This window comes from Falsirhodobacter sp. 1013 (assembly GCF_051195255.1).
Classification (GTDB): domain Bacteria; phylum Pseudomonadota; class Alphaproteobacteria; order Rhodobacterales; family Rhodobacteraceae; genus Falsirhodobacter.
This window is the reverse complement of record NZ_JBNJLK010000002.1, coordinates 275,264-292,088: the sequence shown is the minus strand read 5'-3', so window position 1 is coordinate 292,088 and position 16,825 is coordinate 275,264. Positions and strand designations below refer to the sequence as shown.

At 63.3% G+C, this 16,825-nt stretch carries 28 protein-coding genes; all 28 read right to left on the bottom strand.

Features of this window, described 5'->3' with window-relative positions; genetic code table 11:
• Positions 1–39: 39 nt before the first annotated feature.
• The 28 genes from ACSHZY_RS05020 to rplB all read right to left on the bottom strand — a co-directional run bounded on the left by ACSHZY_RS05020 (position 40) and on the right by rplB (position 16,726).
• A complete protein-coding gene (locus ACSHZY_RS05020; RefSeq protein WP_435166919.1) occupies positions 40–744 on the bottom strand; it encodes an ATP12 family chaperone protein in 705 nt (234 codons plus the stop codon).
• Entirely contained in the window at positions 741–1,766 is a 1,026-nt protein-coding gene (locus ACSHZY_RS05015; RefSeq protein WP_435166275.1) for an RluA family pseudouridine synthase, read from the bottom strand. The genes ACSHZY_RS05020 and ACSHZY_RS05015 overlap by 4 nt, the downstream gene beginning before the upstream one ends.
• Positions 1,763–2,137, bottom strand: coding sequence for a fluoride efflux transporter CrcB (crcB, locus tag ACSHZY_RS05010; RefSeq protein ID WP_435166273.1), 375 nt, complete (start codon positions 2,135–2,137; stop codon positions 1,763–1,765). The genes ACSHZY_RS05015 and crcB overlap by 4 nt, the downstream gene beginning before the upstream one ends.
• A gap of 31 nt (positions 2,138–2,168) precedes the next feature.
• On the bottom strand, positions 2,169–3,485 hold the full coding sequence (locus ACSHZY_RS05005; RefSeq protein ID WP_435166270.1) for a replication-associated recombination protein A: 1,317 nt from the start codon (positions 3,483–3,485) through the stop codon (positions 2,169–2,171).
• Positions 3,486–3,521: 36 nt separating this feature from the next.
• Positions 3,522–4,151 carry an autoinducer binding domain-containing protein gene (locus ACSHZY_RS05000; protein WP_435166267.1) on the bottom strand — a complete coding sequence of 210 codons (630 nt, stop codon included), beginning with the start codon at positions 4,149–4,151 and terminating at the stop codon, positions 3,522–3,524.
• Positions 4,152–4,294: 143 nt separating this feature from the next.
• Positions 4,295–4,708, bottom strand: a complete 414-nt coding sequence (gene rplQ / locus ACSHZY_RS04995; protein ID WP_271975929.1) for a 50S ribosomal protein L17 — start codon at positions 4,706–4,708, stop codon at positions 4,295–4,297.
• A 128-nt stretch (positions 4,709–4,836) separates the two neighbouring features.
• A complete protein-coding gene (locus ACSHZY_RS04990) occupies positions 4,837–5,853 on the bottom strand; it encodes a DNA-directed RNA polymerase subunit alpha (RefSeq protein WP_435166916.1) in 1,017 nt (338 codons plus the stop codon).
• A gap of 118 nt (positions 5,854–5,971) precedes the next feature.
• Positions 5,972–6,361 (bottom strand): 30S ribosomal protein S11, encoded by a 390-nt coding sequence (gene rpsK, locus ACSHZY_RS04985; protein WP_136683665.1) that lies wholly within the window; start codon positions 6,359–6,361, stop codon positions 5,972–5,974.
• Between the two features lie 13 nt (positions 6,362–6,374).
• The gene (rpsM, locus tag ACSHZY_RS04980; RefSeq protein ID WP_435166263.1) at positions 6,375–6,743 is read right to left on the bottom strand and encodes a 30S ribosomal protein S13; all 369 of its coding nucleotides are present in this window, start codon (positions 6,741–6,743) and stop codon (positions 6,375–6,377) included.
• Positions 6,744–6,890: 147 nt separating this feature from the next.
• Positions 6,891–7,541 (bottom strand): adenylate kinase, encoded by a 651-nt coding sequence (locus ACSHZY_RS04975; protein ID WP_435166261.1) that lies wholly within the window; start codon positions 7,539–7,541, stop codon positions 6,891–6,893.
• Positions 7,542–7,550: 9 nt separating this feature from the next.
• Positions 7,551–8,909 carry a preprotein translocase subunit SecY gene (gene secY / locus ACSHZY_RS04970; RefSeq protein ID WP_435166258.1) on the bottom strand — a complete coding sequence of 453 codons (1,359 nt, stop codon included), beginning with the start codon at positions 8,907–8,909 and terminating at the stop codon, positions 7,551–7,553.
• Positions 8,910–8,997: 88 nt separating this feature from the next.
• Complete coding sequence (gene rplO, locus ACSHZY_RS04965) at positions 8,998–9,480, bottom strand: 50S ribosomal protein L15 (protein ID WP_435166255.1); 483 nt, start codon at positions 9,478–9,480, stop codon at positions 8,998–9,000.
• Between the two features lie 333 nt (positions 9,481–9,813).
• Positions 9,814–9,999, bottom strand: a complete 186-nt coding sequence (gene rpmD, locus ACSHZY_RS04960; RefSeq protein WP_435166252.1) for a 50S ribosomal protein L30 — start codon at positions 9,997–9,999, stop codon at positions 9,814–9,816.
• Between the two features lie 12 nt (positions 10,000–10,011).
• Positions 10,012–10,566, bottom strand: coding sequence for a 30S ribosomal protein S5 (rpsE, locus tag ACSHZY_RS04955; protein ID WP_271975922.1), 555 nt, complete (start codon positions 10,564–10,566; stop codon positions 10,012–10,014).
• Between the two features lie 10 nt (positions 10,567–10,576).
• Positions 10,577–10,936 carry a 50S ribosomal protein L18 gene (gene rplR / locus ACSHZY_RS04950; RefSeq protein WP_271975921.1) on the bottom strand — a complete coding sequence of 120 codons (360 nt, stop codon included), beginning with the start codon at positions 10,934–10,936 and terminating at the stop codon, positions 10,577–10,579.
• A 14-nt stretch (positions 10,937–10,950) separates the two neighbouring features.
• Positions 10,951–11,484: a 50S ribosomal protein L6 gene (rplF, locus tag ACSHZY_RS04945; RefSeq protein ID WP_435166248.1), complete on the bottom strand. Its 534-nt coding sequence runs from the start codon at positions 11,482–11,484 to the stop codon at positions 10,951–10,953.
• 10 nt (positions 11,485–11,494) lie between these two features.
• Complete coding sequence (rpsH, locus tag ACSHZY_RS04940) at positions 11,495–11,893, bottom strand: 30S ribosomal protein S8 (RefSeq protein ID WP_128254679.1); 399 nt, start codon at positions 11,891–11,893, stop codon at positions 11,495–11,497.
• Between the two features lie 11 nt (positions 11,894–11,904).
• Entirely contained in the window at positions 11,905–12,210 is a 306-nt protein-coding gene (rpsN, locus tag ACSHZY_RS04935; protein ID WP_435166244.1) for a 30S ribosomal protein S14, read from the bottom strand.
• 3 nt (positions 12,211–12,213) lie between these two features.
• Positions 12,214–12,789, bottom strand: coding sequence for a 50S ribosomal protein L5 (gene rplE, locus ACSHZY_RS04930; RefSeq protein ID WP_435166242.1), 576 nt, complete (start codon positions 12,787–12,789; stop codon positions 12,214–12,216).
• Positions 12,789–13,094: a 50S ribosomal protein L24 gene (gene rplX, locus ACSHZY_RS04925; protein WP_271975917.1), complete on the bottom strand. Its 306-nt coding sequence runs from the start codon at positions 13,092–13,094 to the stop codon at positions 12,789–12,791. The genes rplE and rplX overlap by 1 nt, the downstream gene beginning before the upstream one ends.
• Entirely contained in the window at positions 13,094–13,462 is a 369-nt protein-coding gene (gene rplN, locus ACSHZY_RS04920; protein WP_022705624.1) for a 50S ribosomal protein L14, read from the bottom strand. Before rplN ends, rplX begins: the two co-directional genes overlap by 1 nt.
• 63 nt (positions 13,463–13,525) lie before the next feature.
• Positions 13,526–13,762: a 30S ribosomal protein S17 gene (rpsQ, locus tag ACSHZY_RS04915; protein WP_435166237.1), complete on the bottom strand. Its 237-nt coding sequence runs from the start codon at positions 13,760–13,762 to the stop codon at positions 13,526–13,528.
• A gap of 14 nt (positions 13,763–13,776) precedes the next feature.
• Positions 13,777–13,980, bottom strand: a complete 204-nt coding sequence (gene rpmC / locus ACSHZY_RS04910) for a 50S ribosomal protein L29 (RefSeq protein ID WP_435166234.1) — start codon at positions 13,978–13,980, stop codon at positions 13,777–13,779.
• Positions 13,981–14,090: 110 nt separating this feature from the next.
• Positions 14,091–14,504, bottom strand: coding sequence for a 50S ribosomal protein L16 (rplP, locus tag ACSHZY_RS04905; RefSeq protein WP_271975914.1), 414 nt, complete (start codon positions 14,502–14,504; stop codon positions 14,091–14,093).
• Positions 14,505–14,516: 12 nt separating this feature from the next.
• Positions 14,517–15,224 (bottom strand): 30S ribosomal protein S3, encoded by a 708-nt coding sequence (gene rpsC, locus ACSHZY_RS04900; RefSeq protein ID WP_271975913.1) that lies wholly within the window; start codon positions 15,222–15,224, stop codon positions 14,517–14,519.
• Positions 15,224–15,604 (bottom strand): 50S ribosomal protein L22, encoded by a 381-nt coding sequence (gene rplV / locus ACSHZY_RS04895; protein ID WP_271975912.1) that lies wholly within the window; start codon positions 15,602–15,604, stop codon positions 15,224–15,226. The genes rpsC and rplV overlap by 1 nt, the downstream gene beginning before the upstream one ends.
• 3 nt (positions 15,605–15,607) lie before the next feature.
• Positions 15,608–15,886: a 30S ribosomal protein S19 gene (gene rpsS, locus ACSHZY_RS04890; RefSeq protein ID WP_244736234.1), complete on the bottom strand. Its 279-nt coding sequence runs from the start codon at positions 15,884–15,886 to the stop codon at positions 15,608–15,610.
• 3 nt (positions 15,887–15,889) lie between these two features.
• Positions 15,890–16,726: a 50S ribosomal protein L2 gene (rplB, locus tag ACSHZY_RS04885; protein WP_271975911.1), complete on the bottom strand. Its 837-nt coding sequence runs from the start codon at positions 16,724–16,726 to the stop codon at positions 15,890–15,892.
• Positions 16,727–16,825 lie beyond the last annotated feature (99 nt).

Here is a 16,825-nt window from a genome sequence, read left to right as displayed (position 1 = left end):
AGCAACCCCCCGGACGTGCCAATCTATTGAGCAAGATTGTCACCGACACAATAGGAAAAATATCTCGGCTCCCAGGAAGCTTTTCATGCGCAGGTCGGCTACTTCGGCGGCCTCCTCGTCATGCCCCCAAATCTCGGCTTGGAAGGTTTCGTCCAAGCGGGACAGAGCAAATGCTTCGGCCCCGGTCAGATGCCCGTGCGTCACGGCCAGCCCCAGAACCAGCGATCCAGACATGGCGACAAGATCGTGCAGGGCCACCAGTTGATGCGGCGTGCAGGCCGCGACCTGCTTGCGCAAACGGCCAAGTGATTCGACAGGCTGATCCAAGGGAATCACGCCCGAGGTCACGTCCAGCGGCGCCTGCAGATCGGACGCGGCCCAGGCCAGAACCTCGTCCCAGACCCGTTGGCGCGCGACCAGTTCGGCCGGACCTTCGGCGCGATAGCACAGCAGGTCAGTGCCGCCATACTTCGCCACCTCCTCCACCACGGCGTCGAACAGGGGCGTCACCTTGTCGATGGCAGAATTGGCGCGGCGGGTGACGGGCATGCGCTCGGGCCGCACCTCACGCTCCTGCGCGTCCCATTCAGCAGCCACGGCGCGGGCCATCGCCTCGGTCGGCAGTATCAGGGGGGCCTTCGCGGGCGTGCGGACCGGGCGGCCGTCCAGAAGCACGGCAAAGCCGGCCCTTTCGGGCCGCACCGTCACATCCGTCCAGAAGCGCTTGGGCGCCCAGCTCATCAGAACACCTCGAACGGGTCGGCGGGCACGTCGTTCGGTTTCATGTCCAGCAGCTTGAACGCGCGGTCCATGTGTTCGGGCAGTTCGGCCACGAAGGTCATCTCCTTTTTCAGGATCGGATGCTCGATCGTCAGCTGGCGGGCGTGCAGGTTCAGCTTGCGGCTCATCTCTCCGCCGATGCCGCCGCCCCAGCCGTCGCCCTGGTTTTCCTGACCGCCGCCGCCGTATTTCCCGTCGCCCAGGATCGGGTGCCCGATCTCGGCCATGTGGGCGCGCAGCTGGTGGGTCCGGCCGGTCACAGGCTCCAGTGCCATCCACGACATGCGGGTGGCCAGGAACCACAGCACGAAGTAATCCGTATGGGCGCGCTTGGCGTCCGGATAGTCGTTCATCTTCGCCGGATGAACGCAGACCATCTTCTCGTCCCGGCCGCCGGCCTTCATCAGGCCGTATTTGATCGACCCTTTCTTCGGGTTGGGCACGCCGGCGACCAGCGCCCAGTAGATCTTGCGGGCGTTGCGGTGGCGCAGCGCTTCGGACAAGGCGCGGGCCACGCGGTCGGTGCGGGCCAGCATCAGGACGCCCGAGGTGTCCTTGTCCAGACGGTGCACCAGCTTCGGCTTGTCCTTGTAGCCGAACTTCAGCGCCTCGGCCAAACCGTCCACGTGGCGGTTGCCCTGCCCCGACCCGCCCTGCGACGGCAGGCCCGGCGGCTTGTTCAGGACGATCAGATGCTCGTCCTTGTAGATGACAGCGTCCTGGATCATCTGCGCGTCGGCATTGGTGATGCGTTGCGGCAGGTCGCGCTTGTCGTCGTTCGGATCGGGCAGCGGCGGGATGCGGATGGTCTGGCCCGGCTCGATCCGGTCGGAGGCTTTCGCCCGCCCGCCATTGACACGGATCTGGCCCGTGCGGCACATCTTTTCGACCGCGCCCTGCGTCACATGCGGGAAGCGACGCCGGAACCACTTGTCCAGCCGCTGTTCCCCTTCGTCCGTCGAAACGGTCAGATTCTTCACGCTCATCCGAGCACCCCTTTTGCCAAGGCCGCGCCGGCCAGCACCGCCATCAATGACAGGATCACCGATGCGCCCACATAGACGATCGCGGCCTGCACTTGCCCCCGTTCCCACAACGCCATCGCGTCCAGCGAAAAGGCGGAAAACGTGGTGAACCCGCCCAGGACACCGGTCAGAAGAAAGGGCGAAAACCGCTGCCCGCCCTTCATCGCCAGCGCCGTGGCCAGACATCCCATGATCGCACAGCCGAGGATGTTGATCACCAGCGTTCCCCAGGGAAAGCCGGGGGCCAGCCGAAGGGCCGCCATGTTGACCAGATAACGCAGCGAGGACCCGATGGCCCCGCCCGCCGCGACATATCCAACTGTCAGGAGCATCGGCGCTGTCTCCGTTCCCGCCGCCCGATTGTCAACCGTCGCCGTTCCGTTTCGCCCGCAGCTTGGCGAAATACTCGACGCGCTTCTTCAGTTCGCGTTCGAATCCGCGCTCGGGCGGCAGATACCAGACAGGGCGCTTCATCCCCTCGGGGAAGTAGTTCTGCCCCGAGAAGCCGTCCTGCTGGTCGTGGTCATAGGCGTAATCCGCGCCATAGCCCATGTCGCGCATCATCTTCGTGGGCGCGTTGCGGATGTGCAGCGGGGGCGGCTCGCTCCCGGTCTGCTTGGCCGCCGCCTTGGCCGCCTTGAAGGCCGTGTAGACAGCGTTCGACTTCGGGGCGAGCGAGAGGTGCACCAGCGCCCCCGCCAAGGCCAATTCCCCTTCGGGGCTGCCCAGACGTTCGTAGGTGTTCCACGCGTCCAGACAGATGCGCTGCGCGTCGGGATCGGCAAGGGCGATGTCCTCCACCGCCATGCGGGTGATGCGGCGGGCCAGATAGCGGGGATCCTCCCCTCCTTCCAGCATCCGCGCGAACCAGTAGAGCGCGGCGTCCGGGTCTGACCCCCGCACCGATTTGTGCAGGGCGGAGATCAGGTTGTAATGCTCCTCTCCGTTCTTGTCGTATTTCGCGGCGCGGCGCATCAGGCGGGCCGACAGCGCGGGCTTGTCGAGGATGCGGTCCAGCTTCCACGCGCTCACCTGCTCGATCAGGTTCAGAAGGGCGCGGCCGTCACCGTCCGCCATCTCCAGCATCGATTCGCGCGCGGGGCCGTCCAGCGGCAGGGCGTGGCCCATCTCCTGCTCGGCCCGCTGGGCCAGACGTTCCAGATCGGCCAGCGTCAGCCGTTCCAGCACGATGACCTGCGCGCGCGACAGGACAGCGGCGTTCAGTTCGAACGAAGGGTTTTCCGTCGTGGCGCCCACCAGAAGGATCGTGCCATCCTCCATGTGCGGCAGGAAGCTGTCCTGCTGCGCCTTGTTGAAGCGGTGGATTTCATCCACGAAGAGAAGTGTCCCCTGCCCGTTCCGCCGGCGCAGCTTCGCGCCCTCGAAGACCTTCCGCAGTTCCGGCACGCCGGCGAAGATCGCGCTGATCTGGACGAAGCTCAGATCCGTCTCATCGGCCAGAAGGCGCGCGATGGTCGTCTTGCCGACGCCGGGCGGTCCCCACAGGATGATGGAGGACAGGCTCCCCGCCGCCAGCATCGCGCCCAAGGGGCCGTCGGGGGACAGGATCTTCCCTTGCCCGATCACCTCGGACAGGGTGCGCGGGCGCAGACGGTCGGCCAGCGGACGGCGACCGTCCGACGGGGTGGCTTCGGGAAGGGTGTCGAACAGATCGGCCATAAATCCAAGATATGTTCGACAGCGCCTCAGGGAAAGTCAGATCAGCCCGTAATCCTTGGCGCAGCGGATCGCCTCGGGCGTGGTGCGCGCGTTCAGGCGCCGACGTGCGCCGTACAGCCGCGCCTTCAGCGCACTTTCCGAGATGCCCAGATGCGCGGCCGCGGCGGCATAGCGCTGCCCGGTGGCAATGATGCCAAGAGCTTCCCTCTGCGCCAACGACAACTGGTCCGGCAGCACGGCGAGGGAGTGCAGGCTTTGCAGCGTCTCGAACGCGCAGTTCATCTCGGCGTCCAGAAACTCCCGGTCGTTGCGCGCCAGAACGGCGACACTGAGGGAGGTCGCGGGACCAAAGCTCGCCACCATCCCGTACAGCAGGCCGAACCGCCGCGCCTCGGTGTAAACGCCATAGGTGTCGGTCAGGGCAGGATCGCTCCACCTCAACACACCGTTCGCCGAGGAAGCCCAGGCTAGGCTCGGATCGCGCATAAGGAAGCCTTGGTGACCGTAGTGGTCCATCCAGGCAGGATCCAGCGTCGTATAGCGGGCCGAAGGCACGCCCTGGCGGATGTGAAAGCCAAGGCAATAGCCGCAATTCGCCATCCGCGAAAGGTGGGCCAACCGCTCCTTCAACACGTCTTCCAGCGTCGCAGAACGCTCAAACAACATAATGTTTCCGCATCACCAAGCAAACATGTCCTACGCAACCTCTGCAGGATGCCCCGACTTCTGGAAGCAACCAGAGGGCTTTGCAATAAAAAAAGCCCGCCATGACGGCGGGCTTTTTCCAGATTGTCGAGACCTCCGGAGGATCACTCCGCCTCGAAGGCTTCCAGACGTGCGCGGTCGCCCGCACCCTTGGCTGAAGTGTCGCGGTCCACGAACTCGATGATCGCCATCGGAGCCATGTCACCATAACGGAAACCAGCCTTCATGATGCGGATGTAGCCGCCCTGACGGTCCTTGTAACGGGCGCCGAGGATGTCGAACAGGCGCTCGAGGTGCTTGTCCTCTTTCAGCTGGGCGCGGGCCTGACGACGGGCGTGCAGGTCGCCGCGTTTGGCCAGCGTGATCAGCTTCTCGACGATCGGGCGAAGTTCCTTCGCCTTCGGCAGGGTCGTCTTGATCTGCTCATGCTCGATCAGGGCACCCGACATGTTGGCGAACATCGCCTTGCGGTGTTCATGGGTACGGTTCAGGCGGCGGTAGCCACGTGCGTGACGCATGGGTCAACTCCTTTACTGTGCTTTGTCCGGCCAACCCTACGTGTGGATCGGCTCACCTTGGGGCGGCATGCCCTTATTTTCCCCCGCAGACCGGGGCATTTTCGGGGGCGCGGACGCCCCCGTAGATATTAGAACTGGTCTTCGAAACGCTTGGCCAGGTCTTCGATGTTTTCCGGCGGCCAATCCTCGACGTCCATCCCGAGGTGCAGGCCCATGCCCGAAAGCACTTCCTTGATCTCGTTGAGGGACTTGCGGCCGAAGTTCGGGGTGCGGAGCATCTCGGCTTCGGTTTTCTGGATCAGGTCGCCGATATAGACGATGTTGTCGTTCTTCAGGCAGTTGGCCGAACGAACCGACAGTTCCAGCTCGTCGACCTTCTTCAGCAGAAGCGGGTTGAACTCCAGCCCGTCCTCGGCGTCCGAACGCGTCGCCGCTTCCGGCTCGTCGAAGTTGACGAAGATCGACAACTGGTCCTGCAGGATGCGCGCGGCGAAGGCCACGGCGTCATCCGGCGTCAGCGAGCCGTCGGTTTCGATGCGCATCGTCAGCTTGTCATAGTCCAGCACCTGGCCCTCGCGGGTGGGCTGCACTTCGTAGCTGACCTTCTTGACCGGCGAATAGATGGCGTCGATCGGGATCAGGCCGATGGGCGCATCTTCCGGACGGTTCTTGTCCGCCGCGACATAGCCCTTGCCGGTGTTGACCGTCAGTTCCATCGAGACTTCGGCGCCATCGTCGAGGTGGCAGATCACGTGATCCTTGTTCAGGATCTCGATGCCATTGGTTTCGGCGATGTCACCGGCGGTGACCACACCAGGACCCTTCGCGTTGATCGCGACGCGCTTCGGGCCTTCGACTTCCATCTTGATCGCCACGCCCTTGAGGTTCAGGACGATGTCCGTCACGTCCTCGCGGACGCCTGCGACCGAGGAGAACTCGTGCAGGACGTTGTCGATCTGAACCGAGGTGATGGCCGCGCCTTGCAGCGACGACAGCAGCACACGGCGCAGCGCGTTGCCCAGCGTCAGGCCGAAGCCCCGCTCCAGCGGTTCGGCCACGACGGTGGCATTGCGTCCAGCGTCCGCACCCGGCTTCACGCCCAGTTGCGTCGGCTTGATCAGTTCCTGCCAGTTCTTGTGGATCATGCGTGTCGCCTCCATACCAGTTCCTTGCCCATGTCCTAAAGCAGGGAACGCCCGAGGATCAGAAATGACGAAACCGGGCCGCGCTGTGAAGCACGGCCCGATCCTTTTTTTGCCGGTCTTAGACGCGGCGACGTTTCGGCGGGCGGCAGCCGTTGTGCGCCATCGGCGTCACGTCGCGGATCGAGGTGATGTTCAGACCAACGGCGGCCAGCGCGCGCAGCGCCGACTCGCGGCCCGAACCCGGGCCCTGAACTTCGACTTCGATCGTCTTCAGACCGTGTTCCTGTGCCTTCTTGGCTGCGTCTTCAGCGGCCATCTGTGCGGCATAGGGGGTCGATTTGCGCGAACCCTTGAAGCCCATCGTGCCGGCGGACGACCAGGAGATCGCGTTGCCCTGCACGTCGGAGATCAGGATCTTGGTGTTGTTGAACGAGGAGTTCACATGAGCAACGCCGGCGGCGATGTTCTTGCGTTCCTTGCGCTTCATGCGGGTCTTGTCACGAGCCATCTGTCACGCCCCCTTATTTCTTCTTGCCGGCAATGGCCTTTGCGGGACCTTTGCGCGTGCGAGCGTTGGTGTGCGTGCGCTGGCCGCGCACCGGCAGATTGCGACGGTGACGCAGGCCGCGATACGAACCGAGGTCCATCAGGCGCTTCACGTTCATCGACACTTCGCGACGCAGGTCGCCTTCGACGGTGTAGTTCGCGTCGATGTGCTCGCGGATCGCCAGCACTTCAGCGTCCGACAGCTCGTTCACACGGCGGGTGCGCTCGATGCCCACGGCTTCGCAGATCTGTTCGGCAACATGGTTGCCGATGCCCGTGATGTAGGTCAGGGCGATGGGGACGCGTTTCCCCGTCGGAATGTTTACGCCAGCAATACGTGCCACGCGTTATCCTTTCCAGGTTGCGGATCCGTAACCCCGGATCCTTTTTTCACAACTTCGCCCCGAAAGACGATCTTCACCCCGAATGGGCGAAACGACCCGCGGACGATTCCGCGGGACGCCGTGGGGTATGGGATTTCCCCCTCCCCGTCAACCCTTGTTGAGGGCCATGGAGATTTCCGCCGCCACATCCTCGACCCGGGCCAGCGCGTCGACGCGGGTCAGGTCGCCCTTGGCATAGTAGTAGCCGATCAGCGGAGAGGTCTTCTTGTAGTATTCCATGAGACGGTGACGCAGAGAATCCTCGTTGTCGTCGGCCCGGCGCACGAGGTTGGTCGACCCGCAGGAATCGCATACGCCCGGCCGCGTCGTCGGATGCGTCTCGTCGTGATATACGGCACCGCAATCGGCGCAGGTGTAGCGGCCGGTGATGCGGCGCACCAGAACGCCGTCATCGACCTCCATCGCGATCACGGCGTCCAGCCTCTGCCCCATCTGGCCCAGCAGGTCGCCGAGGGCGTCCGCCTGCGCCAGCGTGCGCGGGAACCCGTCGAAGATGTAGCCGGCGCTGCCGCCGTGGGACAGCTTTTCGCGGATCAGGCCGATCACGATCTCATCCGTGACAAGGCCGCCGGCGTCCATGACCGCGGCAACCCGCAGGCCCATGTCGGACCCGCTGCTGCGCGCTTCGCGCAGCATGTCGCCGGTGGACAGCTGGACCATGCCCCGTTCCGTCACGAGGCGCTTGGCCTGGGTTCCCTTCCCCGCCCCGGGAGGGCCAAGCAAAATCACGTTCGTCATTGGTCTTCCTTAGCGACGCGTGGGGACGCGCTTGCCGGTGCGTTTGCGACCGCGCAATTGCGACTTCTCGATCAGGCCCTCGTATTGATGGGCCAGAAGATGGGATTGCACCTGCTGGATCGTGTCCATCGTCACCGACACGATGATCAGCACTGACGTGCCGCCGAAATAGAACGGGATCGTCAGCTGGTGGCGGATGATCTCGGGCAGGATGCAGACGAAGGCCAGATAGGCGGAGCCCAGCACCAGAACGCGGTTCACCACGTAGGTCAGGTATTCCTCGGTCCGCTTGCCCGGACGGATGCCGGGAATGAAGCCGTTCTGGTTCTTCAGGTTGTCCGCCACGTCATCTGTCTTGAAGGCGACGTTCGCCGTGTAGAAATAGGCGAAGAACACGATCATCGCGACGAAGAACAGCAGGTAGAGCGGTTGCCCCGGGCCGAAATAGGCCAGGATCGTCGACATGATCGGGCCCGTCTGCGACCCCGAGAAGGTGGAGATCGTCGTCGGCAGCAGCAGAAGCGAGGACGCGAAGATCGCGGGGATCACGCCGGCCGGGTTGACCTTGACCGGCAGGTGGCTGGAGCCGCCGTCATAAATCTTCATGCCGACCTGGCGACGGGGATACTGGATGTGGATCTTCCGCAGGGCCCGCTCCATGAACACCACGAAGGCGATCACGGCGATGATCATCACGCCCACGCCGATGATCACGGCCGGAGACACGGCGCCCGAACGCCCTTGGCTCAGGAACTGGCCGATGTGCAGAGGAAGCTCGGCCAGGATGCCGACGAAGATGATCAGGGAGATGCCGTTGCCGATGCCGCGCGCGGTGATCTGTTCGCCCAGCCACATCAGGAACATGGTGCCGCCGACCAGCGTGATGACGCAGGACGCCTGGAAGAACACCCCCGGATCGGTCACGAGGCCACCGGCTTCCAGACTGCGGGCGATGCCGTAGGCCTGGAACGTCGCCAGCACGACCGTGAAATAGCGTGTGTACTGGTTGATCTTCTTGCGGCCCTGTTCACCCTCTTTCTTGATCTGCTCAAGTTGGGGAACCATGGCGGCCAGAAGCTGCACGATGATGGAGGCGGAGATGTAGGGCATGATGCCAAGTGCGAAGATGCCCATGCGGCTGAGCGCGCCGCCCGTGAACATCGACAGGATCCCGCCGAGTCCGGCGGCCGCGCCGTCCATGAATTGCCGCAAAGCCAGCCCGTCGATCCCCGGCACCGGGATGTAGGTGCCGATGCGGTAAACGATCAAAAGGCCGATGGTGAAGAAGATGCGACGACGCAGCTCGGATGCCTTGCCCAAGGCCCCCCAGCTGAGGTTCGACGCCATTTGCTCTGCAGCAGATGCCATGCCCGTTCTCTTTCAAGCAAGCGCCGCCGAACCGGGTCGGTGTCGGCGGCGCGGTAACGCGATAAGGTGGACGGCGCGGGGCCGGGCCTTACTCGGCTTCGGCCGCGCGGGTCGTCGAGGTGACGGTCAGCGAGCCGCCGGCCTTTTCAACCGCTTCGACCGCGGACTGCGAGGCGCCCGACACGGTCAGGTTCAGCTTGGCGGTGATTTCGCCCTTGTTCAGAACGCGGATGCCGTCGCGCAGGTGCGAGGTCAGACCCGCCGCAACCAGAGCCGCTTCGTCGATCGCGACCGACGCGTCCAGCTTGCCCGCGTCGACGAACTTCTGGATCAGGCCCAGGTTGACGACGGCGTATTCCTTGCGGTTCGGCTTGGTGAAGCCGCGCTTCGGCAGGCGACGGTACAGCGGCATCTGGCCGCCTTCGTAGCCACCCAGAGCCACGCCCGAACGGGATTTCTGACCCTTGATACCACGGCCACCCATCTTGCCCTTGCCGGAGCCGGGACCACGCGCCACACGTTTCTTCTTGCGGGCCGCGCCTTCGTTGTCGCGCAATTCGTGCAGTTTCATGTCGCTATCTCCTTTGCCGGAACTGACCCGCCAGCGACGGACAGGGCAAACACGGCGTGTAAATGATTCCGGGCCCTGAAAGGGCCACCGGCAGCGTATAGCCTGTCAGCGAAAGCGCTTCAAGCGCCATGCCTCGGGCATATTGTCCTAGTGGCAGTGAACCGATCCGGCCGCGCTGTCCATGTGGCAGCACTGGCCGGGCGGGGACGATTTGCGGCAGCCGCCCCCATGGGCCTGCGCCGCAGTGGCGAAAGCCAAGATCGCTATGATCCGCATGAAAAGACCCATGAGCCCTACCCTACGAAAAACGCCCCCGTTTCCGGGGGCGCTGTCTCAGTTCCGCTCTTCGATGATCTTCACGAGGTGCGGGATCTTGTTGACCATGCCGCGGATGGAAGGGGTGTCCTCCAGCTCGCGGGTGCGGTTCAGCTTGTTCAGCCCGAGACCCTTCAGCGTTGCCGTCTGGATCGCGGGGCGGCGGGCGGCCGAGGCCACCTGCTTCACGACGATGGTTGCCATCTCCGTTGCTCCTTACGCTTCCACGACTTCGGCGTCGGGCTTCTTCAGGATGTCGGCGACTTTCTTGCCGCGACGGTTCGCCACCATGCGGGGCGACGCTTCCTGCTTCAGACCGTCCAGAGTCGCACGGATCATGTTGTAGGGGTTCTGCGAACCCAGCGATTTCGCCACGACGTCCTGGACGCCCAGCATCTCGAACACGGCGCGCATCGGACCACCGGCGATGATGCCGGTCCCCGCGTCAGCGGCCCGCATCACGACCTTGCCGGCACCATGGCGACCGTTGGTGTCGTGGTGCAGCGTACGACCGTCGCGCAGCGGCACGCGGATCATCTGACGTTTCGCCTGTTCGGTCGCCTTGCGGATCGCCTCGGGCACTTCTTTCGCCTTGCCCTTGCCGAAGCCCACACGACCGCGCTGGTCGCCGACCACCACGAGAGCGGCAAAGCCGAAGCGCTTGCCCCCTTTCACGGTTTTCGACACGCGGTTGATCGCCACGAGACGATCGGCGAATTCCGGGGTTTCCTCGCGTTCGCGACGGTCCCGGCGGTTCTCACGTTCTGCCATAATCGTCTCCTTAGAACTTCAGGCCGCCTTCACGGGCTGCCTCGGCCAAAGCCTTGATCTTGCCGTGAAAGAGGAAGCCGCCGCGGTCGAAATAGCACTCTTCGATCCCGGCCTTCTTGGCGCGTTCGGCAATTGCCTTGCCGACGGCCGTCGAAGCCTCGACGTTGTTCTTGCCGACGAAGCCCAGGTCCTTCTCCATGGAGGAGGCCGAGGCCAGCGTCACGCCGCTCACATCGTCGATCAGCTGAACGCTGATGTTCTTGGACGAACGGTGGACGGACAGACGCGCACGCCCATTCGCCATCGCTTTCAGTTTGTTCCGGACGCGCAGGCGGCGCTTCAGGAACAGCTCTCGTTTGTTCAAAGCCATTTGTCTGCGCCTCCTTACTTCTTCTTGCCTTCCTTGCGGAACACGAACTCACCCTTGTACCGGATGCCTTTACCCTTGTAGGGCTCGGGGCGCTTCCAGTCGCGGATGTTCGCAGCAACCTGACCAACGAGCTGTTGGTCGATGCCTTCCACAACGATTTCCGTCTGCTTCGGAGCCGTGACCGTCACGCCGGCCGGGACTTCGAAGTTCACTTCATGCGAGTAGCCCAGCGACAGCTTCAGAACGTTGCCGGCCATCGCGGCGCGGTAACCCACGCCCTGGATTTCCAGCTCTTTCTTGAAGCCCGTGGTCACGCCCGTCACCAGGTTCTCCACTTGGCTGCGAGCCATGCCCCACTGCTGGCGAGCGCGCTTGGAGGTGCCGCGCGGCGACACCTTCAGGACGTTCTCTTCCAGGGCCAGCGTGATGTCGTCGGTCGCAGTGAAGCTGCGGGTGCCTTTCGGCCCCTTCACTTCCACCGTCTGACCGGAGACCTGCGCCGTCACACCCGAGGGCAGCTCAACGGGTTTCTTGCCGATACGAGACATCGAACCCTCCTTAGAACACGGTGCAGAGCACTTCGCCGCCAACATTGGCGGACCGTGCAGCTGCATCGGACATGACGCCTTTCGGCGTGGAGATGATGGACACGCCCAGACCGTTGCGCACCGACGGCAGGTCTTTCGACGCCATGTACACGCGACGGCCGGGTTTCGAGACCCGTTTCACTTCGCGGATCACCGGGGTGCCTTCGAAGTATTTCAGGCTGATGACCAGCTCGCCTTGACCATTTTCGGTCTCGGCCTTTTCGTAGCCGCGGATGTAGCCTTCATCCAGCAGCACATCCAGCACCCAAGCGCGCAGCTTCGAGGCTGGGGTCGACACGGTCGACTTGCCACGCAGTTGTGCGTTGCGGATGCGGGTCAGCATGTCGCCGAGAGGATCGTTCACAAACATCGCGTTCCTCCTTACCAGCTGGACTTGACCATGCCCGGGATCTGGCCGAACGAGGCCAGTTCACGCAGCATGATCCGCGAAAGTTTCAGCTTACGGTAGTAAGCGTGGGGACGGCCCGTCAGCTGGCAGCGGTTGTGCAGCCGGGTGGCGGACGAGTTGCGGGGCAGTTCGGCCAGTTTGAGTTGCGCCTTGAAGCGCTCTTCCATCGGCAGGTCTGCGTTCTTCGTGATGTCTTTGAGCGCGGCGCGCTTCGCGGCATGCTGCTTGACCAGCTTGGCGCGCTTCACTTCGCGTTCGATCATGGATTTCTTGGCCATATCTTATCCCTCGCGCGTTTCGCCGATGAAGGGCATGTTGAACTGCTTCAGCAGCGCCTTCGCTTCCGCGTCCGATTTCGCGGTGGTGCAGATGATGATGTCCATGCCCAGAACCTCGTCGACCTTGTCGAACTCGATCTCGGGGAACACGATCTGCTCTTTCAGGCCCATGGCGTAGTTGCCACGGCCATCAAACGACGTCGCCTTCACGCCGCGGAAGTCGCGGACGCGGGGCAGTGCGATGGTGATCAGACGGTCCAGGAATTCGTACATCCGGTCGCCGCGCAAGGTCACCTTGCAGCCCAAGGGCATCTCCTCACGGACGCGGAAGCCGGCGATCGACTTCTTGGCGTGCGTGATGACAGCCTTCTGACCCGAGATCAGCGACAGCTCTTCGGCCGCGGCTTTCACCTTCTTGGTGTCCTTGACGGCTTCGCCGACGCCCATGTTCAGGACGATCTTGTCCAGACGCGGGATCTGCATGTCGTTCTTGTAGCCGAATTCCGACTTCAGGGCGCCGCGGATCGTGTCCTTGTACAGCGTCTTGTAGCGCGGAGTGTAGGTGGCTTGGTCGAGCATCAGATCGCCTCCCCGGTGGTCTTGGCGAAGCGCACTTTCTTGCCGTCTTCCATGCGGAAGCCGACGCGCGTGGCCTTGCCGGCCTTGTCCATCAGCGACAGGTTCGACAGGTCGATCGGCATCGCCTTCGGGATGCGGCCGCCTTGCGAGCCTTGCGACTGCTTGGTGTGACGGATGGCGATGTTCACGCCCTCGACCACGGCCTTGTTCGCGGACGGCGAAACGGACGTGATCGTCCCTTTCTTGCCCTTGTCCTTGCCGGTGAGGACGACGACTTCGTCGCCTTTCTTAAGCTTCGCAGCCATCAGAGCACCTCCGGAGCGAGCGAGATGATCTTCATGAAGTTCTTGGCACGCAGTTCGCGCACGACCGGCCCGAAGATACGGGTACCGACCGGCTCACCTTGGTTGTTCAGGATGACGGCGGCGTTGCGGTCGAAGCGGATGGCGGTGCCGTCTTCACGGCGAACTTCCTTGGCGGTGCGAACGACGACGGCCTTGCGGACGTCGCCCTTCTTCACGCGGCCGCGCGGAATGGCTTCCTTGACCGACACCACGATGATGTCGCCAACGGAAGCGTACCGGCGGTGCGAGCCACCCAGGACCTTGATGCACTGAACTCGGCGGGCGCCGGAGTTGTCAGCGACATCCAGATTGGTCTGCATCTGGATCATAAAAGGTTCTCCCGACCTTTGGAGAGCGGCGGACCGCCCCCAGGGTTTCGTTGGGCAGAACGATCAAACCGTTTCGGTTACGACCGTCCAGCGTTTCGTCTTCGAGATGGGCGCGCACTCTTCGATACGAACAGAGTCACCGACCTTGAACTGGTTCTGCGCGTCGTGTGCGCGGTATTTCTTCGAGGAACGAACGGTTTTCTTCAGCAGCGGGTGCTTGAAGCGACGTTCCACCAGGACGGTGATCGTCTGCTCGTTCTTGTCGCTCGTGACGGTGCCTTGCAGGATACGTTTGGGCATCTGTCGGGCTCCCCTCAGTTCGCTGCCGCTTGCGCGGCTTTCTGGTTCAGAACCGTCTTGATGCGGGCCACGTCGCGACGGACGGTGCGCATGCGGGCGGTGTTCTCGAGTTGGCCGGTGGCCTGCTGGAAGCGCAGGTTGAACGCTTCCTTTTTCAGCGCCACGAGCTGCTCGCGCAGCTGGTCGGGCGTCTTGGACGTGAATTCAGTGGCGGACATGCGCCATTCCTTTCCGTCTCACCAGAAGGCCCCTTGCGGGTGACCCATGGCCTGGTGGGTTTCATCAAAAACCCGAACCCCCGGGGATGCCCGGGGGTTCAGGAGAATTCTTACCAGTCTTCGCGAACGACGACCCGGCTCAGCACCGGAAGTTTCATCGCTCCGAGGCGGAGCGCTTCCCTTGCCACGGAATCAGGTACGCCGTCAATCTCAAACATGATCCGGCCGGGTTTCACCTTGGCCGCCCAGAAGTCGACGGAACCTTTACCCTTACCCATCCGGACCTCGGTGGGCTTGGAGGTGACCGGAACATCCGGGAAGATCCGGATCCAGACGCGACCCTGACGCTTCATGTGACGGGTGATCGCGCGGCGGGCCGCCTCGATCTGACGTGCCGTCACGCGCTCGGGCTCGGTGGCTTTCAGTGCATAGGTTCCGAAGTTCAGCAGGAAGCCGCCTTTGGCTTCACCGTGAATGCGGCCCTTGTGCTGTTTGCGGAACTTGGTCCGTTTCGGTTGCAGCATCTCTCGTGCTCCTTACGCGCGCTCGCGGCGGGGACGCGGTGCGGCACCCTCCTGCGATTCCGCCTGGCGACGATCGTGCGCCTGCGGGTCATGCTCCAGGATCTCGCCTTTGAAGATCCAGACCTTCACACCGATGATCCCGTAGGGCGTCATCGCCTCTTCCGTGGCATAGTCGATGTCCGCACGCAGCGTGTGCAGCGGAACGCGACCTTCACGGTACCATTCGGTACGGGCGATTTCGGCACCGCCAAGACGACCGGCCACGTTCACGCGGATGCCCAGGGCACCGATGCGCATCGCGTTCTGCACGCCGCGCTTCATGGCGCGACGGAACGACACCCGACGCTCCATCTGCTGGGCGATCGACTCGGCCACCAGCTGTGCGTCCAGCTCGGGCTTGCGAACCTCGACGATGTTGAGGTGCAGTTCCGACGCGGTGAACTGGGTCAGCTTCTTGCGAAGCGTCTCGATGTCCGCGCCTTTCTTCCCGATGATGACACCGGGGCGGGCAGCGTGGATCGTGACGCGGCACTTCTTGTGCGGACGCTCGATGATGACCTTGGAGATGCCGGCCTGCTTCACTTCCTTGTGGACGAAGTCGCGGATCTTCAGGTCTTCCAGCAGCAGATCGCCGAAGTCCTTGGAGTCCGCATACCAGCGGCTGTCCCAGGTACGGTTGACCTGCAGGCGCATCCCGATCGGGTTTACCTTCTGACCCATTACGCAGTCTCCCCTTTCTGACGCACCGTGATGGTCAGTTCGCTGAAGGGCTTCATGATCTTGCCGAAACGACCGCGTGCACGCGGACGGCCGCGCTTCAGCGTGATGTTCTTGCCGCAATAGGCTTCCGCCACGACCAGTTCATCCACGTCCAGGCCGTGGTTGTTCTCGGCGTTGGCGATGGCCGACTGCAGGCACTTCAGCACGTCCTGGCTGATGCGCTTCTTGGAGAAGGTCAGATCGGCAATTGCCTTGTCGACCTTCTTGCCACGGATCAGGGCCGCCACGAGGTTCAGCTTCTGCGGCGAAGTGCGCAGCATCTTGGCTTTCGCCATCGCCTCGTTTTCGGCCACGCGGCGCGGATTCTTTTCCTTGCTCATGGCTTACTTCCTCTTGGCTTTCTTGTCGGCGGCGTGACCGTAATAGGTCCGGGTCGGCGAGTATTCACCGAACTTCTGGCCGATCATCTCCTCGGTGATCGCCACCGGGATGTGTTTCTTGCCGTTGTAGACGCCGAACGTCAGACCGACGAACTGCGGCAGGATGGTGGAGCGACGCGACCAGATCTTGATCACTTCGTTCTTGCCCGACTCGCGCGACTTTTCGGCCTTTTTCAGGACGTAAGCGTCGACGAACGGGCCTTTCCAGACGGAACGCGACATGGATTAACGCCCTTTCTTCAGGTGACGCGAGCGGACAATGTACTTGTCCGTGGCCTTGTTCTTACGGGTGCGGTTGCCCTTGGTGCCCTTGCCCCACGGCGTGACCGGGTGGCGGCCGCCCGAGGTGCGGCCTTCACCACCACCATGCGGGTGGTCGATCGGGTTCATGGCGACACCGCGGACCGTCGGACGTACGCCCTTGTGGCGCATACGACCGGCCTTACCGAAGTTCTGGTTCGAGTGGTCGGCGTTGGACACGGCACCGATGGTGGCCATGCATTCCTGCCGCACCATGCGCAGCTCGCCCGAGGACAGGCGGATCTGAGCGTAGCCACCGTCACGGCCGACGAACTGGGCGTAGGTGCCCGCGGCGCGTGCGATCTGGCCGCCCTTGCCGGGCTTCATCTCGACGTTGTGGACGATCGTACCGATCGGCATGCCCGAGAAGGGCATCGCGTTGCCGGGCTTCACGTCCGTCTTCGCGCCGGCGATGACCGCGTCGCCCACAGCCAGACGCTGCGGTGCGAGGATGTAGGCCAGCTCGCCGTCGTTGTAGCGGACCAGGGCGATGAAGGCGGTGCGGTTCGGGTCGTATTCGATACGCTCGACCACTGCGGGAACGTCGAACTTGCGACGTTTGAAGTCGACAACGCGGTAGAGACGCTTCGCGCCGCCACCCTTGTGCCACATCGTGACGCGTCCGGTGTTGTTCCGGCCGCCCGTCTTGATCAAGCCCTCGGTGAGGGTTTTGACCGGGCGTCCTTTCCACAGCTCCGAACGGTCGATCAGAACCAGCCCACGCTGGCCAGGCGTCGTCGGCTTATACGACTTGAGTGCCATGTTTTCTGTCTTCCGTACAGCTGGGACCTGCGCGTGGCAGATCCGGTGAAGGGCTCCGAAGATCCCCGTCTTAAAAATCGGAAGCCCCGGGCGATCCCG